General features: G+C 44.1%; 19 protein-coding genes. 14 read left to right on the forward strand and 5 right to left on the reverse strand.

All coding sequences use genetic code 11. The annotated features are described in order from the left end of the window. The first annotated feature begins 5 nt into the window (after positions 1 to 5). The 3 genes from BLCOC_RS01385 (at position 6) to BLCOC_RS01395 (ending at position 2,312) form a co-directional block, all read left to right on the forward strand. Entirely contained in the window at positions 6 to 758 is a 753-nt protein-coding gene (locus BLCOC_RS01385; RefSeq protein WP_115624127.1) for an AAA family ATPase, read from the forward strand. 96 nt (positions 759 to 854) lie between these two features. Then, positions 855 to 1,982: a site-2 protease family protein gene (locus BLCOC_RS01390; RefSeq protein WP_131918312.1), complete on the forward strand. Its 1,128-nt coding sequence runs from the start codon at positions 855 to 857 to the stop codon at positions 1,980 to 1,982. 12 nt (positions 1,983 to 1,994) lie between these two features. Further along, positions 1,995 to 2,312, forward strand: coding sequence for a DUF1622 domain-containing protein (locus BLCOC_RS01395; RefSeq protein ID WP_115624129.1), 318 nt, complete (start codon positions 1,995 to 1,997; stop codon positions 2,310 to 2,312). 152 nt (positions 2,313 to 2,464) lie between these two features. On the opposite strand, the gene BLCOC_RS01400 is transcribed toward BLCOC_RS01395, so the two are convergent. Continuing rightward, positions 2,465 to 3,280 carry an AraC family transcriptional regulator gene (locus tag BLCOC_RS01400; protein WP_029470857.1) on the reverse strand — a complete coding sequence of 272 codons (816 nt, stop codon included), beginning with the start codon at positions 3,278 to 3,280 and terminating at the stop codon, positions 2,465 to 2,467. A 246-nt stretch (positions 3,281 to 3,526) separates the two neighbouring features. Between BLCOC_RS01400 and BLCOC_RS01405 the strand changes: the two genes are divergently transcribed. From BLCOC_RS01405 to rplA, 9 genes are all read left to right on the forward strand, one after another. After that, the gene (locus BLCOC_RS01405; RefSeq protein ID WP_115624130.1) at positions 3,527 to 4,801 is read left to right on the forward strand and encodes an ABC transporter substrate-binding protein; all 1,275 of its coding nucleotides are present in this window, start codon (positions 3,527 to 3,529) and stop codon (positions 4,799 to 4,801) included. A gap of 75 nt (positions 4,802 to 4,876) precedes the next feature. Next, positions 4,877 to 5,761, forward strand: coding sequence for a carbohydrate ABC transporter permease (locus BLCOC_RS01410; protein WP_115624131.1), 885 nt, complete (start codon positions 4,877 to 4,879; stop codon positions 5,759 to 5,761). 13 nt (positions 5,762 to 5,774) lie between these two features. Next, complete coding sequence (locus BLCOC_RS01415) at positions 5,775 to 6,617, forward strand: MBL fold metallo-hydrolase (protein ID WP_029470855.1); 843 nt, start codon at positions 5,775 to 5,777, stop codon at positions 6,615 to 6,617. Between the two features lie 42 nt (positions 6,618 to 6,659). Then, a complete protein-coding gene (locus BLCOC_RS01420) occupies positions 6,660 to 7,487 on the forward strand; it encodes a carbohydrate ABC transporter permease (RefSeq protein WP_115624132.1) in 828 nt (275 codons plus the stop codon). Between the two features lie 200 nt (positions 7,488 to 7,687). Then, complete coding sequence (gene rpmG / locus BLCOC_RS01425; protein WP_018597038.1) at positions 7,688 to 7,837, forward strand: 50S ribosomal protein L33; 150 nt, start codon at positions 7,688 to 7,690, stop codon at positions 7,835 to 7,837. 21 nt (positions 7,838 to 7,858) lie between these two features. Next, on the forward strand, positions 7,859 to 8,062 hold the full coding sequence (gene secE, locus BLCOC_RS01430) for a preprotein translocase subunit SecE (RefSeq protein ID WP_033139663.1): 204 nt from the start codon (positions 7,859 to 7,861) through the stop codon (positions 8,060 to 8,062). A 15-nt stretch (positions 8,063 to 8,077) separates the two neighbouring features. Beyond that, complete coding sequence (nusG, locus tag BLCOC_RS01435; protein WP_018597036.1) at positions 8,078 to 8,593, forward strand: transcription termination/antitermination protein NusG; 516 nt, start codon at positions 8,078 to 8,080, stop codon at positions 8,591 to 8,593. A gap of 80 nt (positions 8,594 to 8,673) precedes the next feature. Continuing rightward, positions 8,674 to 9,099 (forward strand): 50S ribosomal protein L11, encoded by a 426-nt coding sequence (gene rplK / locus BLCOC_RS01440; protein ID WP_018597035.1) that lies wholly within the window; start codon positions 8,674 to 8,676, stop codon positions 9,097 to 9,099. Between the two features lie 79 nt (positions 9,100 to 9,178). Beyond that, complete coding sequence (rplA, locus tag BLCOC_RS01445) at positions 9,179 to 9,874, forward strand: 50S ribosomal protein L1 (RefSeq protein WP_065543580.1); 696 nt, start codon at positions 9,179 to 9,181, stop codon at positions 9,872 to 9,874. A gap of 55 nt (positions 9,875 to 9,929) precedes the next feature. On the opposite strand, the gene BLCOC_RS01450 is transcribed toward rplA, so the two are convergent. From BLCOC_RS01450 to BLCOC_RS01460, 3 genes are read right to left on the reverse strand one after another with little or no spacing between them, the layout of a single operon-like run. After that, positions 9,930 to 11,825: a GHKL domain-containing protein gene (locus tag BLCOC_RS01450; RefSeq protein WP_115624133.1), complete on the reverse strand. Its 1,896-nt coding sequence runs from the start codon at positions 11,823 to 11,825 to the stop codon at positions 9,930 to 9,932. A gap of 3 nt (positions 11,826 to 11,828) precedes the next feature. After that, complete coding sequence (locus BLCOC_RS01455) at positions 11,829 to 13,856, reverse strand: ICP22 family protein (protein WP_115624134.1); 2,028 nt, start codon at positions 13,854 to 13,856, stop codon at positions 11,829 to 11,831. Positions 13,857 to 13,865: 9 nt separating this feature from the next. Further along, positions 13,866 to 14,582 (reverse strand): LytR/AlgR family response regulator transcription factor, encoded by a 717-nt coding sequence (locus tag BLCOC_RS01460; RefSeq protein WP_165907192.1) that lies wholly within the window; start codon positions 14,580 to 14,582, stop codon positions 13,866 to 13,868. A 347-nt stretch (positions 14,583 to 14,929) separates the two neighbouring features. Here BLCOC_RS01460 and BLCOC_RS01465 point away from each other — a divergent pair, with 347 nt between their 5' ends. Then, positions 14,930 to 15,802 carry a tyrosine-type recombinase/integrase gene (locus BLCOC_RS01465; RefSeq protein WP_115624136.1) on the forward strand — a complete coding sequence of 291 codons (873 nt, stop codon included), beginning with the start codon at positions 14,930 to 14,932 and terminating at the stop codon, positions 15,800 to 15,802. A 290-nt stretch (positions 15,803 to 16,092) separates the two neighbouring features. Further along, a complete protein-coding gene (locus tag BLCOC_RS01470; protein ID WP_018597029.1) occupies positions 16,093 to 16,332 on the forward strand; it encodes a hypothetical protein in 240 nt (79 codons plus the stop codon). On the opposite strand, the gene BLCOC_RS01475 is transcribed toward BLCOC_RS01470, so the two are convergent. Beyond that, positions 16,318 to 17,598: a glycosyl hydrolase family 18 protein gene (locus BLCOC_RS01475; protein WP_115624137.1), complete on the reverse strand. Its 1,281-nt coding sequence runs from the start codon at positions 17,596 to 17,598 to the stop codon at positions 16,318 to 16,320. The two genes, BLCOC_RS01470 and BLCOC_RS01475, sit on opposite strands and share 15 nt — an antisense overlap. Between the last annotated feature and the right edge of the window lie 55 nt (positions 17,599 to 17,653).

Below are 17,653 nucleotides of genomic sequence, written 5' to 3' on the forward strand. Positions count from 1 at the left end.
AGAGATTGAGGAATGACAGATTTATTAAAGAGGCCAGGATTGACTGGGATAAAATAGATGAGGACAGCTATTTGAGGGGAATACCTGTTATCAGCAGTACAGACAGTGTTTTATTTGACAATAATATCGTGTTTTTTGTCGGGGAGAATGGAACCGGGAAATCCACACTTTTGGAGGCGGTCGCAGTAGCCTACGGTTTCAACCCCGAAGGTGGGACAAAGAATTACAATTTTTCTACTTTTGAAAGCCATTCGGAGCTTTACCGGGCAGTTTCGCTTGTAAAGGGGACGAAACGTCCAAGGAGCAGTTATTTTCTTCGGGCAGAGAGCTTTTATAACGTGGCCACCAAGGCAGAGGATTACAGGGAGCCTGGGGAAGATCCCAATGTCTATTATGCCCGTTATGGAGGAAAATCCCTGCATGAACAGTCCCATGGAGAGAGTTTACTGGCTTTGATACAGGGGACATTTGGAGAGGAAGGCATGTTTATACTGGATGAACCGGAAGCAGCCCTGTCTCCTCAGAGACAGCTTACCCTTCTTTTGTATATTCACAGAATGGCCCAGAAAGGTTCCCAGTTTATTATCGCAAGCCACTCCCCCATTTTGCTGGGGATTCCACAGGCAAAAATTCTGTCCTTTGATGACGGCATAATACATGAATGCAGATATGAGGAAACAGAGAGTTATCAGGTGACGGAAATGTTTATTAACAGCCGGGAGTATTTGCTTCACAGGCTGCTGACAGAGGGTGAGTAAAGGCATATGCATAACAACATGGGTGATACAAAGAAGAAGAATACAAAGAAAAATAATACAAAAAATAAAAGTAGTAAAAGAAACAGAAGGACACAATTGCTTCAGTGTTTGGCAGGAATGGCGGTGGGAGGTGCCGGTGGGTACTTTGGCATGAAGTATGTGGAGAAGATGCACGGGGGATCTCTGAAACCAGCGGAAATTCTCGTAGGATTGATCTGGCTGGTGATCTGTCTTTATGCAGCGGCTTTTTTACACGTTATTGTACACGAGGCAGGACATCTTGTCTGCGGACTTCTGAGCGGATATAAATTTTCTTCTTTCCGTGTGGGAAGGATCATTGCGGCAAAGAAAAAGGATGGAATAAGATGGGGACGTTATTCCCTGATGGGAACCGGCGGACAGTGTCTGCTGGCTCCGCCGGAGTTAGTGGATGGGAAGATGCCATATATCCTGTATAATCTGGGAGGGAGCCTTTTTAATCTGCTCCTTGCCTTGGCTGCCCTGCTTCTTTGTCTGGGAGTGGAAGGGCATGGTTATCTACAGATTTTGTTTATGGCACTTTTTATTGTAGGCATCTTTCTTTCGTTGATGAATGCAGTTCCTCTGCCGGTGGGAGGCGTGAACAATGATGGATACAATGCTTTATATCTGGGAAAAGATAAAGAAGCTGTGAGTTGTTTCTGGCTGCAGCTCAAGATAAATGAACAGCTTACCCTGGGAAAGCGCCTCAGGGATATGCCCGGGGAGTGGTTTGCGCCTGTACCGGAGGAGAAGTGGAGTAATGCCATGTGTGCTTCTACGGAAGTCCTTGCAGTCAGCCGTGCCATTGATGAAAAAGAATTTGGCACAGCCCTTAAAATGGGGGAAAAGCTATTGGAGAAAGCAGCCGGACTTATAGGAATTCAAAGATATGCGCTGAAGGGGGAAATGATTTTCTGCAGACTTATGCTGGATGGGCCGGGAGAAGAACTTCGCAGAGAATACAGGGAGAAAGGATTTCAGGAGTTTCTGAAGCGTTCAGTCTACATGTTGTCTGTTCTACGTCTTCAGTACGCCTGCAAACGAATACTCGACCCGGATGAGGAGGCGGCACAAAAATGTCTGGAGCTTTTTGATAAGGTGAGCAGACGCTATCCTTTTGATGGGGATAAGGAGAGCGAGAGAGAATTGATTTCTAATATAGACAATGTTGACAGCAGTCTATTGACTGGTCTGGATGAATAGGAAAGGGGTAATATGCTGTTTTTAGAGGAGACTTTGAAAGAAATTGCCAGCCTGGCGATTCTATTGTTTGAATATATCGGTGTAGTGGTTATTATCTTTGCCGGTATCCGCGGGATTATTCACTATATAAAACGGGATCCCAATACAAAATTGCTACTTGCAAAAGGCCTTGCCATGGGATTGGAGTTTAAACTGGGGAGCGAGATTCTGCGTACTGTTGTTGTCAGGGATCTGTCGGAAATTTATATTGTAGCCGGCATTATTGTACTGCGGGCCATTTTGACGATCCTGATTCATTGGGAAATTAAAAATGATGAGGGTGAGCCGTAACAATAACGTGGAATAGAACATTGACGTGAAAAGAAGCACCGGGAAACGAAAAAACTGCCGTGATGATTTTCTGTATTATAAAGCAGATAACCATCACGGCAGTTTTTAGTTAATAAAACGGTTTTAAGAAAGGATAATTTATACAATGTATTTTATTGATTTCTGTAATATGACGGACTATGTCCCAGAGTCCTTTTAAAGACTTTGAAAAAGTGTGATTCGTATTCGTATCCGAGCAGGTACGCAATTTCCTTGTAGGGCATATCCGTCTGCGTAATAAATTCAACCGCTTTTTCCATTTTTAGTTTTTCAATATACTGATGGGGGGATAATCCCAGTTTTTTCATAAAACAGCGATACAATTGAGAGGCGCTGATATTGCATTCCTCGGCTAAATCCTGTACCTGCAGCGGGATACGGAAATTGTGTTCTATAAAGCGGGTGGCAATGGTAATGTAATTCTGCGTGACAGGACTCTTGTCAGCATCCATATAGTTGATAATGCAGGCAGCCACCTGATAAAAATGACCTAAAAGAGTTTCCTGTGCCCTCTGAGGATATCGTACTTCCTTGAACATGGTTTCCATGTGAGACAGCAGGCAATCGTCTTTGTCATAGTGAAATGTCAGGCTGTCTTCGTGAAGGTTCATGCGTTTGAGAAAATACTCGGCTTTCCTGCCCGAAAATCCGATCCAGTATACACTCCAGGGATCCTCTTTGTCAGCTTGATAGATAACGGTGGTCCGGGGCGGAACGAGAAATCCGTCTTTGTCGTGGAGATGGTATGTGCGTCCATTGACCTGATATATCCCTGAGCCGGACACGATATAGTGAAAAATGTAATACTCTCTCCAGTCATATCCATAAGTATAGCCGGCAGAATTCCTGGAAAATCCCACATTTTTTATGACAATATCCAAGTCCTGCGCCATATCTTTCTCTTCCAGAAAAAAATCATTGGTAAACATGATAATCCTCCATTAGCCTGTCTGTATATATGCGATGATCTATCTGTCCTGTTCCTCTGTACCAGTATATTCCTGTTAAACTAAGAATGCAAGAAATGTATAATGAAATAATAGATTTGTTGATGATAATAATAAATAAAAACAATTATAATATTAGCTATAAACAGCGGATATTAAAAAAGAAAAATGTACATGTACAATCAAAACAAGAAAAAATATTAATAATAAAAAAAGGAGAATGTAAAAATGTATAAGAAAAAAATGGTAAAAATGCTGGCCTTGGGGACAAGCCTTATACTTGGTACTGCGATATTGGCAGGATGCGGAAGCGGTAAAGGGAAAGAAGCAGGAGAAGAACAGAACAGTAAAGTTACGCTTACCTTTTCTATATGGGATAAGCTTCAGCAGGAGGGGATGCAGAATATGGTGGATGCTTTTGAAAAGGAGAATCCGAATATTCATGTTAAGGTAGAATATACTCCCTGGGAGCAATATTGGACAAAACTTCAGGCGTCAGGGACAAGTGACAGTCTTCCGGATGTCTTCTGGATGCACCCGGAACAAGTATATACATATGCAGAAGGGGGCAAGCTGCTTGATATGAGCAGTAAAATTGAGGAAAGTTCTGTGACAGACCTGAGCAAATTCCCTCAGAATATTAACGATGATTTTAATGTGGACGGCAGACAGTATGCGATTCCGAAAGATTATTCCACCTTTGGATTATGGTATAACAAGGATCTTTTTGATGCTCGTGGTATGGCATATCCGGATGATACCTGGGATTGGAATAAACTGAAAGAGGCCGCTGCACAGCTGACTGACAAGGAAAACGGCGTTTATGGAATGTTGGTCCAGTATAATACAAATGATGCTGCATATCATTATATCTGGCAGAATGAAGGGGATATCATCAATGAGGAGGAGACAAAATCGCTGTATGATGACAAAAATACAATAGAAGCCATTGAGTATATGGTGGATTTTATCGAGAAGGGATACTCTCCGACCATGACAGATTACGCAAATACCACTGCAGACCAGTATTTTGAATCCGGAAAGGCAGCAATGCATATCGGTGGGTCATGGATGGCAAGTGAATATCTGGGGATAGACGGACTGAACTGTGACGTGGCGCCTTTAGCCAAGGGGAAGATCAGGGCAGACCTCTGCGGAGGTATGGGATACAGTATTGCTGCTAATACAAAGAATCCTGAGGAAGCCTGGAAATTCGTGGAGTTTTTGTCTGGTGAGAAGGCGAACACTATACAGTCAGAATCAGGTGCGGCAATATCTGCCTATAAAGGAACACAGAAACCATGGCTGGAGCGCTTTCCTGACATCCATGCCCAGGTGTTCGTAGATGCATCCGAATATGGATTTTCCAGCCAGTATTGTGCCACCAGAAGCGAGTGGGTAAATATAGAAGAGGATTACATGACACAGATTTTTTCCGGTACACTTCCCGTGGAGGAAGGATGCAAAACTCTTGCCGGGAAAGTAGATGAGATTTTACAGTAACAGTAAAACTTATAAGACTATAAGAGGAAGAAAATATGGCCGGTGGGACTTCCTGCCGGTCAGGGGAGGCAAAATATGAAAAGAAAACAGATAAAGAGATATATGTGGGCATATGGATTTATTGCTCCCAGTCTCATTCTGATTTGTGTGTTGAATTTATGGCCGATTCTACAGACGTTCTATTTCAGTTTGAATGAGGTCAGGGGATTTCAAAGCCCGGTATTTGTGGGGCTGTCCAATTATATGACCTTGTTTGGGGATGAGGAATTCTGGAAGTCACTTGTGAATACCTGCATTTATACTGTTGTTACAGTGCCTGTAGGGGTGATTCTGTCCTTGATCACTGCTGTATTCCTAAATGCTTCCATTAAGGGAAAGTCCTTTTTCAGGGTACTGTATTTCCTTCCGGTGATCTCAGCGCCTGCTGCTGTGGCTATGGTCTGGCGGTGGCTGTATAATTCGGATTTTGGACTCATTAACTATATACTGTCCGTATTACACATTCAGGGACCAAACTGGATCGCGGATTCCCGGGTTGTTCTGGGATCGGTGATGATAGTGGGGATCTGGTCCTTGGTGGGATATAATATGGTTATTCTTCTTGCAGGTCTCCAGGATATTCCTGGGTCTTACTATGAAGCGGCTCAGATTGACGGCGCAGATTCTTTGAAACAGTTTCTACATATTACGGTGCCTCTGGTGTCGCCCACACTATTTTTTGTGGTACTGACCACAATGATCAGCTCTCTTCAGGTATTCGACCATATCTACATGATGCTTGACAGTACCAATCCAGCATTGAAATCCGGGGAGTCTATTGTATATCTGTTTTATAAATATACCTTTGCAAATAATAATAAAGGCTACGGTTCAGCCATTGCCACTGTTCTTCTGTTCCTTGTTATGCTGCTGACAGTGATTCAGATGAAGGTGCAGAAAAAATGGGTTCATTATCAGTGACGGGAGGAGAAGAATGGAGACAACAGTAATTACGGAAATCTGCAGGGATATCTGGGCTGTCAATGAGCTGGATAAAATAACAATGTATCTGATTAATGGGACAGAATCCGCACTTTTGATAGATACAGGCCTGGGAATCACTGATTTAAAGAAAGTAATTCGGGAGAAATGCGGGGATAAACCGGTGACGGTTGTTAATACACATGCGCATTTGGACCACAACTCGGGAAATAATCAATTCCAGACAGTATACGTGGGCAGGTTTGATGAACCTTTTTCCCATACTTCAGTGGGAGAGCGGGAGCGCAGGGTAATAGAGGAGATGTATTTTGATGGTGCTGCAGAAGGTGACATAGACAGAAAAAAGTGGATGCCCGGTACAGCACCCAAAGTCAGGACACTGAGGGATGGGGATAAACTGGATATAGGCGGTTATATCTTTAGAGTTCTTGAGATACCAAGCCACAGCATTGGTTCTATTGCGTTACTGGAAGAAGAAAAATCATGGCTGTTTACCGGTGACGTATTGTTGACATGGGAAGTGTGGGGACATTTGGGCATAGGAATGTTAAGCCCGTCAGTGACCTTGTGTGAATATAGGGAAAGCCTCAGAAAGCTGAAAAGGTATGTGGATAAAACAACGATCATCTTTCCGTCTCACGGCAGGAGAGAGAGTCCCGAAGGGTGCAGCCAGTTCCGGCTCTGCCCTGAAATCATCAATATTTATCTGGAGGGGATCACAAAAATTATTGAGGGTGAATGGCGGGGTGAGCGTTATGAGTCTAGATTTCACGACGGACTGGTTAAAACGTTCAAACTGGGTGGAATTGTATATGATGAAGACAGAATCGGTTAGCAGCACATGGCTTGAAAGCTGCTTTAGGAAGGAGTGAAAATCGTGAAGAAAAAATCAGTTGGAAGTCATCTGGCTATATATCTGCTGCTGACAATAGGGGCTATTGCTATGGTATTTCCCTTTGTGTGGAGTGTACTGACTTCTTTTAAATCGCTTTCTGAATCATTAAAGGTACCTCCCGCCATTTTTCCTGAAGGCTGGAATGTTATGAATTACAGGGATGTGTGGAGCGCGCTGCCTTTTGGAAGTTTTTTTGCCAATACGGCGCTCATGATCGTGTTTAGAATCTTATTTTCAACAATTTTAAGTGCCCTAGCTGCTTATGCATTTGCGCGGATGGAATTTCCGTTTAAGAATCTGCTGTTTGTTCTTGTACTTATGCCTATGATGGTGCCGTCTCAGATCTTTATACTGCCTCAGTACCTAATCGTGTCGGACTTGGGCTGGCAGAATACAATAAAGGCCCTGGTAATTCCGGGAATGGCCAGTACCTTCGGTATTTTTCTGTTGAGGCAGTTTTTCATGGGAATTCCCAGGGAGCTGGAAGAGGCGGCTGTGCTGGACGGATGTAATCCGGGACAGATTTTTTTGAAGGTCATGCTGCCGCTGGCAAAATCAGGGATAGCTTCACTGGCTATTTTTACGGCACTTTTTGCTTATAAAGATCTGCTGTGGCCTTTGGTAGTCAATACATCGGTGGAAAAGATGCCGCTTTCCTCTGGGCTGGCCATGCTTCAGGGGCAATATACAACGAATTACCCACAGCTTATGGCAGGATCTGTGATTGCAATTATCCCCATGGTGATTCTGTTTCTTCTTTTTCAGAAGCAGTTCGTAGAGGGAATTGCAACTACAGGGACTAAGGGGTAAAAAGTATAAACAAAAACACTTAAAAAAATTGACAAAGACCTATTTCTGTGCTAAACTGGACAAGCGACAGTGGAAGTAGGTCTTTTTTTTGTGCCTAATTTTCAGGAGTAAAAGAGATCTTGTCGCAGGAAACCGAAACGTTGCATGCGGCAGAGACGTGAATCTGCCGGAGATAAAAGACACATGGAGGTGGAGAAGTCGTGCGCGTAAAAATAACATTGGCATGTACTGAATGTAAACAGCGTAATTACAACATGACAAAGGAAAAAAAGAACCATCCGGAACGTATGGAGACAAAAAAATACTGTAAGTTCTGCAAGGCTCACACTATGCACAAAGAAACCAAATAATTGGGCTCGAGAGGTGAAGCTATGGATGCAGAAAAGAAAGTAAAAGCTCCTAAGAAGAACTGGACCAAAGGACTTCAGGCTGAATTCAAGAAGATCATCTGGCCTGACAGGCCGACGCTGGTAAAGCAGACCGTTGCGGTTGTAGTGATCACTGCCATTCTGGGAGTGCTCATTGCCGTGATTGACAGCGGAGCCCTGCAGATTCTGAATCTATTAATCAAATAAGGACAAGGTGAATTTATGTCAGAGACAAATTGGTATGTTGTGCATACCTATTCAGGGTATGAGAACAAGGTAAAAGCCAACATTGACAAGACAATTGAAAACAGACACCTGGAAGATCAGATTTTGGAAGTCCGTGTTCCCATGGAGGACGTTGAGGAAATGAAAAACGGCCAGAAAAAACTGGTGCAGAAGAAGATGTTTCCGGGCTATGTCCTTATTAACATGGTGATGAATGATGACACCTGGTATGTCGTAAGAAATACACGTGGTGTTACAGGATTCGTTGGTCCGGGGTCAAAACCGGTTCCCTTGACAGAGGAAGAGATGGACCGTCTGGGCATCCGGAACGTAACCGTCCAGGTTGACTTTGAAGAGGGTGACAGTGTTGTTGTTACAGGTGGTGTTTGGAAAGATACTGTGGGCGTTGTCCAGAGCATCAATGAAGCAAAGCAGATCGTAACAATAAATGTTGAGCTGTTTGGCCGCGAAACGCCAGTAGAAATCAGTTTCGCAGAAGTTAAGAAAATGTAACGAAGATGAAAGGGCCATACGTCACATGGCTCGTGGGAGGGAAATCCCCGACATTACCACATAATTAGGAGGTGCCGAAAATGGCAAAGAAAGTAACAGGCTATATTAAATTACAGATTCCTGCTGGAAAGGCAACACCAGCACCACCGGTTGGACCTGCTCTGGGTCAGCACGGTGTAAACATTGTACAGTTTACAAAGGAATTCAATGCGAGAACAGCAGATAAGGGTGATCTGATCATCCCGGTTGTTATCACAGTATATGCGGACAGAAGTTTCAGCTTTATAACCAAAACTCCGCCGGCAGCAGTTCTGTTGAAGAAAGCCTGCAACCTGAAATCCGGTTCAGGTGTTCCGAACAAAACTAAAGTCGCTACAATTTCCAAGGCTAAGATCCAGGAAATCGCAGAGATGAAAATGCCGGACTTAAATGCAGGTTCCTTAGAAGCAGCAATGAGCATGATTGCAGGTACTGCAAGAAGTATGGGAATCACTGTAGAGGAATAAGGCCAGGCCTTGCCTTTTGAACTATTGAAACGAACGTGGGAGGGACATTCCCGCAATTACCACTAGGAGGTTATTTAATATGAAACGCGGAAAGAAATATGTAGAGGCTGCAAAAGCAGTTGATCGCGCAAACTTATATGATACAGAAGAAGCTATCGCTTTAGTTAAGAAAACAGCAGTAGCTAAATTTGACGAAACAATCGAAGCTCATATCAGAACAGGTTGTGACGGACGTCATGCAGACCAGCAGATTCGTGGTGCAGTTGTACTGCCTCACGGAACCGGTAAAACTGTTCGTGTATTAGTATTTGCAAAGAATGCCAAAGCTGACGAGGCTCAGGCTGCAGGTGCAGACTATGTTGGAGCTGAGGAACTGATTCCGAAGATCCAGAACGAAGGCTGGTTAGATTTTGATGTTGTTGTTGCTACACCGGATATGATGGGTGTTGTTGGACGTCTGGGTCGTGTACTCGGACCGAAAGGCTTAATGCCAAACCCGAAAGCCGGAACCGTAACAATGGACGTTACAAAAGCTATTCAGGATATCAAAGCTGGTAAGATTGAATATCGTCTTGATAAAACAAACATCATTCACGTGCCAATCGGAAAAGCTTCTTTCACAGAGGAGCAGTTAGCGGACAACTTCCAGACGCTCATGGGAGCTATCACAAAGGCTAAGCCAAGCACACTGAAAGGTCAGTACCTGAAGAGTGTAACACTCGCTTCCACAATGGGACCGAGCGTTAAGCTTAACCCGGTTAAGTTAGCTCAGTAATAGATGAAACACAGGCGGCCTGCCGTATTGAACACTCAATACGGCAGGCCGCTTTTTATATGGGCAGTATAATGGAGACTTGAAAGATATGTCCTTCTTTTGTGAATTCCACAGTTCCATGGTACTGCTGGACCACTTTTTTCACAGATTCCGTACCGATTCCCGGACCGTCATGTTTGGTCGAATGAAAGCTTCCATTTTTTTCTTTTAACGGATTGGAAAACGTATTCTCAAACCGGACTAAAAAACCGGATTCTCTGTATGTACCCCATATTTTTATAAAGGGATGATCTGTCTGACACTCCCTGCAGGCCTCATAGGCATTTTCCAGTAGATTTCCGAAGAGGATAGAGATATCGGTGTCCTCCATGGAAAGCTCTGCGGGCATTTCCAGAGTGACCTGGAAGGATATATGATGAGCGCTGCATTGGCTCTTATAATACTGTAGCAGAGCATCGGCAATGGGGTGGCGGCAGTAGGTTTCCCTGTGGTATGATGTCTGGCTGACCTCACAGCTTGACAGATAGCGCATAGCCTGCTCGGCCTCCCCGTTTTCCAGAAACTGATACAGGGTACGGAGATGATGGCGCATATCGTGCCTCTGACGCGCAGATTCGGCTATCTTCTCTGTCAGCTTATCGTAGTGGACTTTCTGAACCGCAACCTGCGTGGACAGTCTCTTTTTTTCTTCCTCATAAAAATGATTCAGCCTGTACGCTTCGGTCAGTTGTGACCAAAGGAAGAAGGCGCCGGCTGTCACCGCAATTAGGCTGCAGTATTCCGGAAAGAATCCTCCATATTTTGGCTCGTACAGGGGGAAAATCCTGTCGGACCAGAGGCATACACATACAATGCTTGTGAGGACCGGCACAAAGGAGGAATATCCTTCCTTACAGACGGCGGCATACACAAGATTAAGTGTAAGATATAGTGAGACAAGAATTTTCACAGCCGTGACAGAGCATGAAAAGATATAATGTACCATTGGTGAGGCATTTCCGAAAGTACCGTATATAAATGCCGCAGCGCTGAAAAGCAGTAAAAAAATAGAAAATACCCGGTACCCCTTTGCGCGGCAGTTTAAAAAGACGTTCTGCAGATAAACGTACAGGAAATAAATGGCGTATGTGGTAAATAACTCCAATCCGTACCAAATGGTTTTTTCTGTACTGAAAAAAGTATAAAATACCGGATAGCATATGTAGACAGTTACCAACAGAGACATCAATGAAAAAAGCCCTGCCCTCTTATCCCGCAGCTTCAAAAAGAAATAGGCGGAAAATACACACAGCAGTAACACAAGAATAATCACCGCACTGTGCAGGAACAGCCTGACATGCTGATATTCCCACACATTTTCCTCCAAACCGAATATGGGCGGATAAGTCATACCGCTGTAAAAGTGGCTGTGATTGGCAGTTTGGATCAGTATTTCTGTGGGGCCTTTGGCAGGGAAGGAGATAGTCTTTATTCCGGTTTCTCTTTGTCCATTGTCAGGATCGCCCATGACTGCAAGCAGCGTGTCGTTGACATACAGTCGGTAGGAGGAGAAAATTTCAGGCAGATACAGAGAATACACCCTGCTTTTTTCGGGCAGTTCAATACACAGTCTGTAGGCTGCTTCCCCATAGGGGGACTTTTCTTTATTTCCCATGGAAAAATCGTTGTATTTTCCTATGGTAATGAATTCCATAGGTATGTCGGGGAGTCCCTGTTTAAAGTCGTCAGGGGTGAGGCTGGCCTCGGGATAGAACTGCCACTGATTGGTAAGATAAAACAAGTCATCCTTTAGGGAATTCTCGTCAAGGCAGAGAACTCCGCTGATGGGCTGAAGGCAGTTGTCAGTGTACTTATTGTCTTTCTTATAGAAAAAGAATAAGATCAAAGAGAAACAAACGGTACTGATGAAAAAAGCTATTACGGTTCGCAGCAAATTTTTATGCAGTCTCATGTTTTACTTCTTCACCCGCTTTCTTTTAGACAGCAAAATATATACGGTAGGGAGCGCCGCAGCGGATATGAGCAGTAAGGCAGCGGGGACCACTTTTCTTTTGACGGGATTTCTTTGTGCGGACTCATCCTCGTATTTCAGTTCATAAAAACCAGATGCCTGTATTTCAAATGACGCATAACCATTTATTTCTGTTATCTCGATATCTGTCTTTTTGCCGTCCAGATATAATGTGTCAGGCAGTGTGTGTCCGCTTATTGGCACAGTCACCTTCATACCGGAATCAGGAAAGACTTCTATATTATTTACCAGTATACGCAGCCGGAAAGAAAGTTTATCTGATCTTGTGATCTGAACAGCCAGGAGGTCCGAGTCTTTGAGGTCCAATTTTTTCAGAAATGAAGAGGGTATCTTTATCGTGATATTTTCACCGGTAAAGGGAATGTAATCACCGTATGTTTTATATAGATAAGATAATCTTGTACCTGATATTTCTGTAAGACCTTTTTTGACTTTTTCTTCCGGAACCAAAGAGGCGGTGCTGCTTGCCGGGGTGCTTTCTGCGTTTTCAGAGGATTCCCCGGAAGTACCTGACTGAGTACCTGGGACACTGTTTTTGTTTTGAGTGTCACTGTCCTTTGCTGCGTCATCAGTGGCAGGTTCTTCCGGTTTTGCTTGGATATCCCCACCAGGAGTGCCGGATTGTGTGCTGCCGGGAGGTGAATTATCCCCCGGCTGCTGTGTGGAGGATCCTTGGGAAGGCGCCTCTTGGCCGGGCTGCTGTGTGGGGGATTCTTCGGAAGGTGCCTCTTGACCGGGCTGCTGTGCAGGCGGCTTTTCTAAAGGTGCATTTCCGTTTTCATGTGAAGGGGGCGCCGGCTGGTTGATTTCCGGGGATTCGGGAGTCTCTGTGGAGTCCCCGCCGTCACGGTTGCCTTCTATGGAAGAGTATTCTGTATTCGTGCCGTCATCCAGGACGCATATAATATTGCTGTAAGCGCCCTGTGTCTTAAAGTAAAAATAATAATATTTGTTCAAATGCAGTTTGCTGCGGCTGATAGAAATGCTTCCGGGCGATATTTTTATGAAGCTGGTATCATCACAGTGCGTAAACTGACTGTAGGGGATTGCGTCTTCTTCAAGGGGAACCTCACTTTCAAAGTAGTAAATGTCCAGGTCAGACCAAGGGGAAGGGACTCTGGATAGTTCCGCTGTAAAGGAATTGGAAAAAACGGCAGTTATGTAGAAGTTCCAGCTCTCTCTGTCAGAGACATATAAAGTTTTTTCGTAGTGGGCCAGCTCATCTGCCAAAAAGTATTGATCTGCAAAGTTCTCGTTGATCCTTATAGTGAGCGGAACTTTATAGGTTCCCTCACGGCTGATGTCCACAGAGGAGAAGTCCCAGTCCAGATCAAGTATGGCTGAATGCATCAGATCAGAAGTAACTCCTATCCAATGGCTGTAGAATGAGGAGTTGAGATTTTCCATATAATCTTCGTCGTCTTTGTAAACGATCTCCGGGCCGATCAGTGCATTTAGTGGAGTTACTGCGTTCAAATTCACGATTTCTCTCTTCTCATCTTTGGGAAAAATATTGAGAAAGACGTGTACAGTGGGGAGCTGCAGTCCTTCTGCCAGCCGAAATCCGTCGGGCACAATAACTTTTCCGATTAGTTCATACCTGCCGGGTATATTATTGTCAATGGAAAAGTGTATGTTATCATATTCAGATTCTGTCTGCGGCTGTCCCTCAATATACCAGTCCATCCGCAGGAGAAATACTTTATCCGCAGAGAGTATAAATTTATTTTCCGTGCAGGCGGTTACGGTCAGATTGGACAGGTCTTCTATGATATCGGAGATATATTCGTCTTCTCCTGAAAAAGCTGAAAATTCCATATAGCTTTCATAATTTTCATTGGGGTCAAAAGAACCAAGGATAATATCCGTTGATTCGGCCTGTACCGGTACAACCAGGACAGCAGTCAAAAGCAGAATGAATGTAAAAATAGCTGGAATTTTCTCTCTCATATTTTTCTCCTAAATTCTTTCAAAGGCAACCCGGAGATAGGCTGATTTGGTATCTCGAATTTTGTTTCTGCTCACAGGTATCTGTTCTCCGTTCAGCAGAGTGAGCGTATCTTTATCCATACTTTTTATTTTTGAAAGGTTGACCAGTATGCCTCTGTTACAGCAAAAGAACCTGTAGTCCTTCAGCAGCGGCTGAGTAAGCTCAGAGAAGGAGGTTCTTGAGGAGACGGTTACCTGGATATCCTGCATGTGGATGATCGTGTTTCTGCATGAAGTTATGATATAATAAATCTTGGAATAGGGAATATCCAGATCCTGCCTGTCAGACTTTACGTGGAGATAGCGCCGGGACAGTATGATCTGTTCCAGACATGGATCCAGTATCTTTTTAACTGCGTCTTTCTTCAATGGTTTCACAATATAACGCCAGGCCCGTACATCGTAACCCTCCGCCATATAGTCAGGGCTGGTTGTGAGAAAGATAATAAAACAGTTGGGGTCTTTTTTCGCTATGTATCTGGCCGCTGTCATTCCGTCCATTTCTTTTAAATAAATGTCCATGAAACAAATGTCAAATTCATCTTTTTCAAAACCCTCCAAGAATTCTTCGGCACTTTTGTACTCGCATAATTCCGTTTTAAAGTCAAGTGTATGTAAATAAGGAATTAGGGCATCCTTTACCTCTTCTCTGTCCTTTTCCTCGTCATCTATTATTGCAATTTTCAAATTAAACACCTCCAGACATAAATCTCCACTATTATTATACCATGTAAACCCTTGGTGTGTATTTACCATTCCGACAACAAAGTACGAATTCGTGCTCTGTTTAATGGGGTTTACTGCGTTGCAGCCATTCAGCGGGTCTGTGCGTCTGTTGTGCTGACTGCATATATGATTTTTTAATATACAAGCAAAATATAAGCACAAAAAGCAATTCTGCTTATATTTTTGTTCATAACTGTAAGCTGATGATGTTACACTGCATTATGTATATAGTTTGCGGATATTCGGTACAATAACAGATAACAGAAGTGAATGCAAGGTTTAAGACGTGACAGAAAGGCTGGTAAATTATGGAAGACAGAGATGCAGTGGGAAAGCTCATGACGGAAGAGGTTCGTCTTATGAAAGGATATGAGAACTATCTGGTGGGAGAGGAGAGAAGCAGGAATACGATCGCAAAATATATACATGACCTGAAATCATATTTTGTTTTTCTTCAAGGTGAAACTGTTACAAAAGAAAGCATTCTGTGCTGGAAGGAAAAGCTGGCACAGAGTTATCTTCCTGCCAGTGTTAATTCCATGCTGGCAGCGGTCAATGGTTTTTTGGAATGGGCAGGGTATCCACAGTACAGAGTGAAGCCGCTGAAAATTCAGAGAGAGATATTTACAAAGCCGGAAAAAGAATTGTCAAAAGAGGAATATGTCAGACTGGTAAAGGCTGCCGAAGAAAAACAGAACCGCCGTCTGGCTCTCATTCTGCAGACCATATGCTCAACAGGAATCCGGGTGTCTGAGCTTCGGTTTATCACATTGGACGCTATAAAGTCCGGACGCGCTGTAGTGGACTGTAAAGGAAAAAAACGTACCATATTCTTTCCGGAAACCCTGAGCCGGGTTTTGCGGGCATACTGCCGGGAGCAGGGGATCAAAGGGGGGATCATATTCTGTACAAAAAATGGGAAACCGCTGGATCGTTCTAATATATGGAGGGACATGAAAACACTGTGCAGCAGCGCAGGGGTTGACCCGGAAAAAGTTTTCCCCCATAATCTGAGACATTTGTTTGCAAGAACCTATTACCGCATGGAAAAGGATCTATCCAGACTTGCAGACCTGCTGGGGCATTCCAACGTGACAACTACCCGTATTTATACTATGGAGAGCGGTGTGGAGCATGCCAGACAGGTGGATAAGATGGGTCTTGTTGTGCTGAGAATATAAAAATACCACATAATGATGGTTATGTGGTCAAATGTACGGATGTTTTATACTTGAATACATAGCAATTTTATCACGCTTCCGTTTAAAATACAACATTTTATACCTGGGAAGATGACAAAAGGCACGGAAAGTAAACCGGGGTCATTCACATCATTGCACCGGTTTATTTCCTGTACCTTTTTTTAGAAAATTTTTCAATATGAAGCTTAAAGAAGTCTGATTTTTAGATTCGTTACCACATAACCATCATTATGTGGTTTTGCGGAATCAGGATAAAGGAGGTGCGGAGCGTGAAAGATAGTTTACTGGACAGACTGGCAAGGGATAACGGTACGGCAATGCTGTCAGATCTGCATGGCTATATCAGCCGGAAAAAAATCTATGAAACCGTGTGTGAAATATCGTCTGAAGAATACCCTCTGGAAGAATGGGAAGAGGCATCAAGCTATATTCTGAGGGAGAAAACTCCGCACTTCAGAACTGCCCAGGCAGCCCGCCAGTATCTCTGCATTCGTTTAAAACGGTTCTGACAGCGAGAATTCAGTACAGAGGAGCAGCCAGTTTTGGCGGAACGGCCGCATGAGCTGCCAGTAGTCCACTCTGGGAAAGCCGAATTCTTTTACAAGGCGGAATTTTGCCAGGATACTGCGCACATCCTCGAACCATACAATATGCTGCGTGCCCTGGTTTATATATTCAAAAAAAGGTGCCTGCGATGTCTCATCGTACTGTATGACGGCATTGTTGGCAGCAGCGATGGCCACAGCCTCCTGGTTACCTATACTTCTGGCGGCTGTTTCGCCCCGGACAAAAGGAAGAGGCCAGTCATATCCGTAGTTTGGTATGCCCATGGATATCTTTTCCGGGGGGATTTCTGTAACTGCATATTCAAGAACACGTCTCACAGATGGAATGGGGGCAACGGCCATGGGCGGCCCATAGGTGTAACCCCATTCATATGTCATCAGCAGCACAGAGTTGGCTGCTTCCCCCAGAAGTCTGTAATCCACTCCTTCATATAAAAGCCCCGGCTGATCCGCGGAGATTTTGGGCGCCAGTGCCACGGAGACGGTAATACCGATGGCGTTCATTCTCTGCGTCAGCCTGCGTACAAATTCCACATAGGCAAGGCGGTCTTCAGCCCTGATATATTCAAAATCCACATCTACTTCAGAATAACCTTTATTCTGCACTGTTCTCTGTATATTTTCCATGAGATTTTCCTGAACCTCCATGTTCTGGGCAGCAATGGTCACCAGATTACTGTTAAAGGTTCCGGCCTCTGTAAAAGGCGTTAGCACAAAAACACCTTTTGTGCCGTAAACCCTTGCTGCAGCCAGAAGAGGTTCATCATCAATAGGGATCAATTCCCCATACTCGGTAAAGCCATAGGAGAAAATGGACAGATATCCCAGATAGGGGAGGGTTTCTCCGAGAAGTCTCCTGTTAATAAAAGGATAAGCATAACCGTCCGCAGTCAAAGGCCTATCCCTCTGGTTTTGATAACCGATAACCAGATATTGTCCCTGCCGGAGAAAGGGCTGGTCTGTGAGAAAAGGATTATTCCGTAAGATCTGCAGCGGGGAGACTCCGTACCGGTCTGCAATGGAAGGTATGGTATCACCGTAGATGGTTTCGTGGATAACATCCGGCTGGAGGACAAGTAAGGCCTGGCCTACGACCAGGTGGTCCTGCTCGCTTAATTGGTTATCAAAAGAGAGGCGGCTTGGCGATACGGCATATTCTGCGGCGATGGAGTTTAAGGTTTCACCTTGGGCAACAACATGTATACTCATAAAAACAGCCTTTTCTTTTAGTCTATGTACAGAATCAAAAAAGTTTAACTTACCT

It is taken from the genome of Blautia coccoides (genome assembly GCF_034355335.1).
In the GTDB taxonomy this organism is placed as follows: Bacteria; Bacillota; Clostridia; order Lachnospirales; family Lachnospiraceae; genus Blautia; species Blautia producta.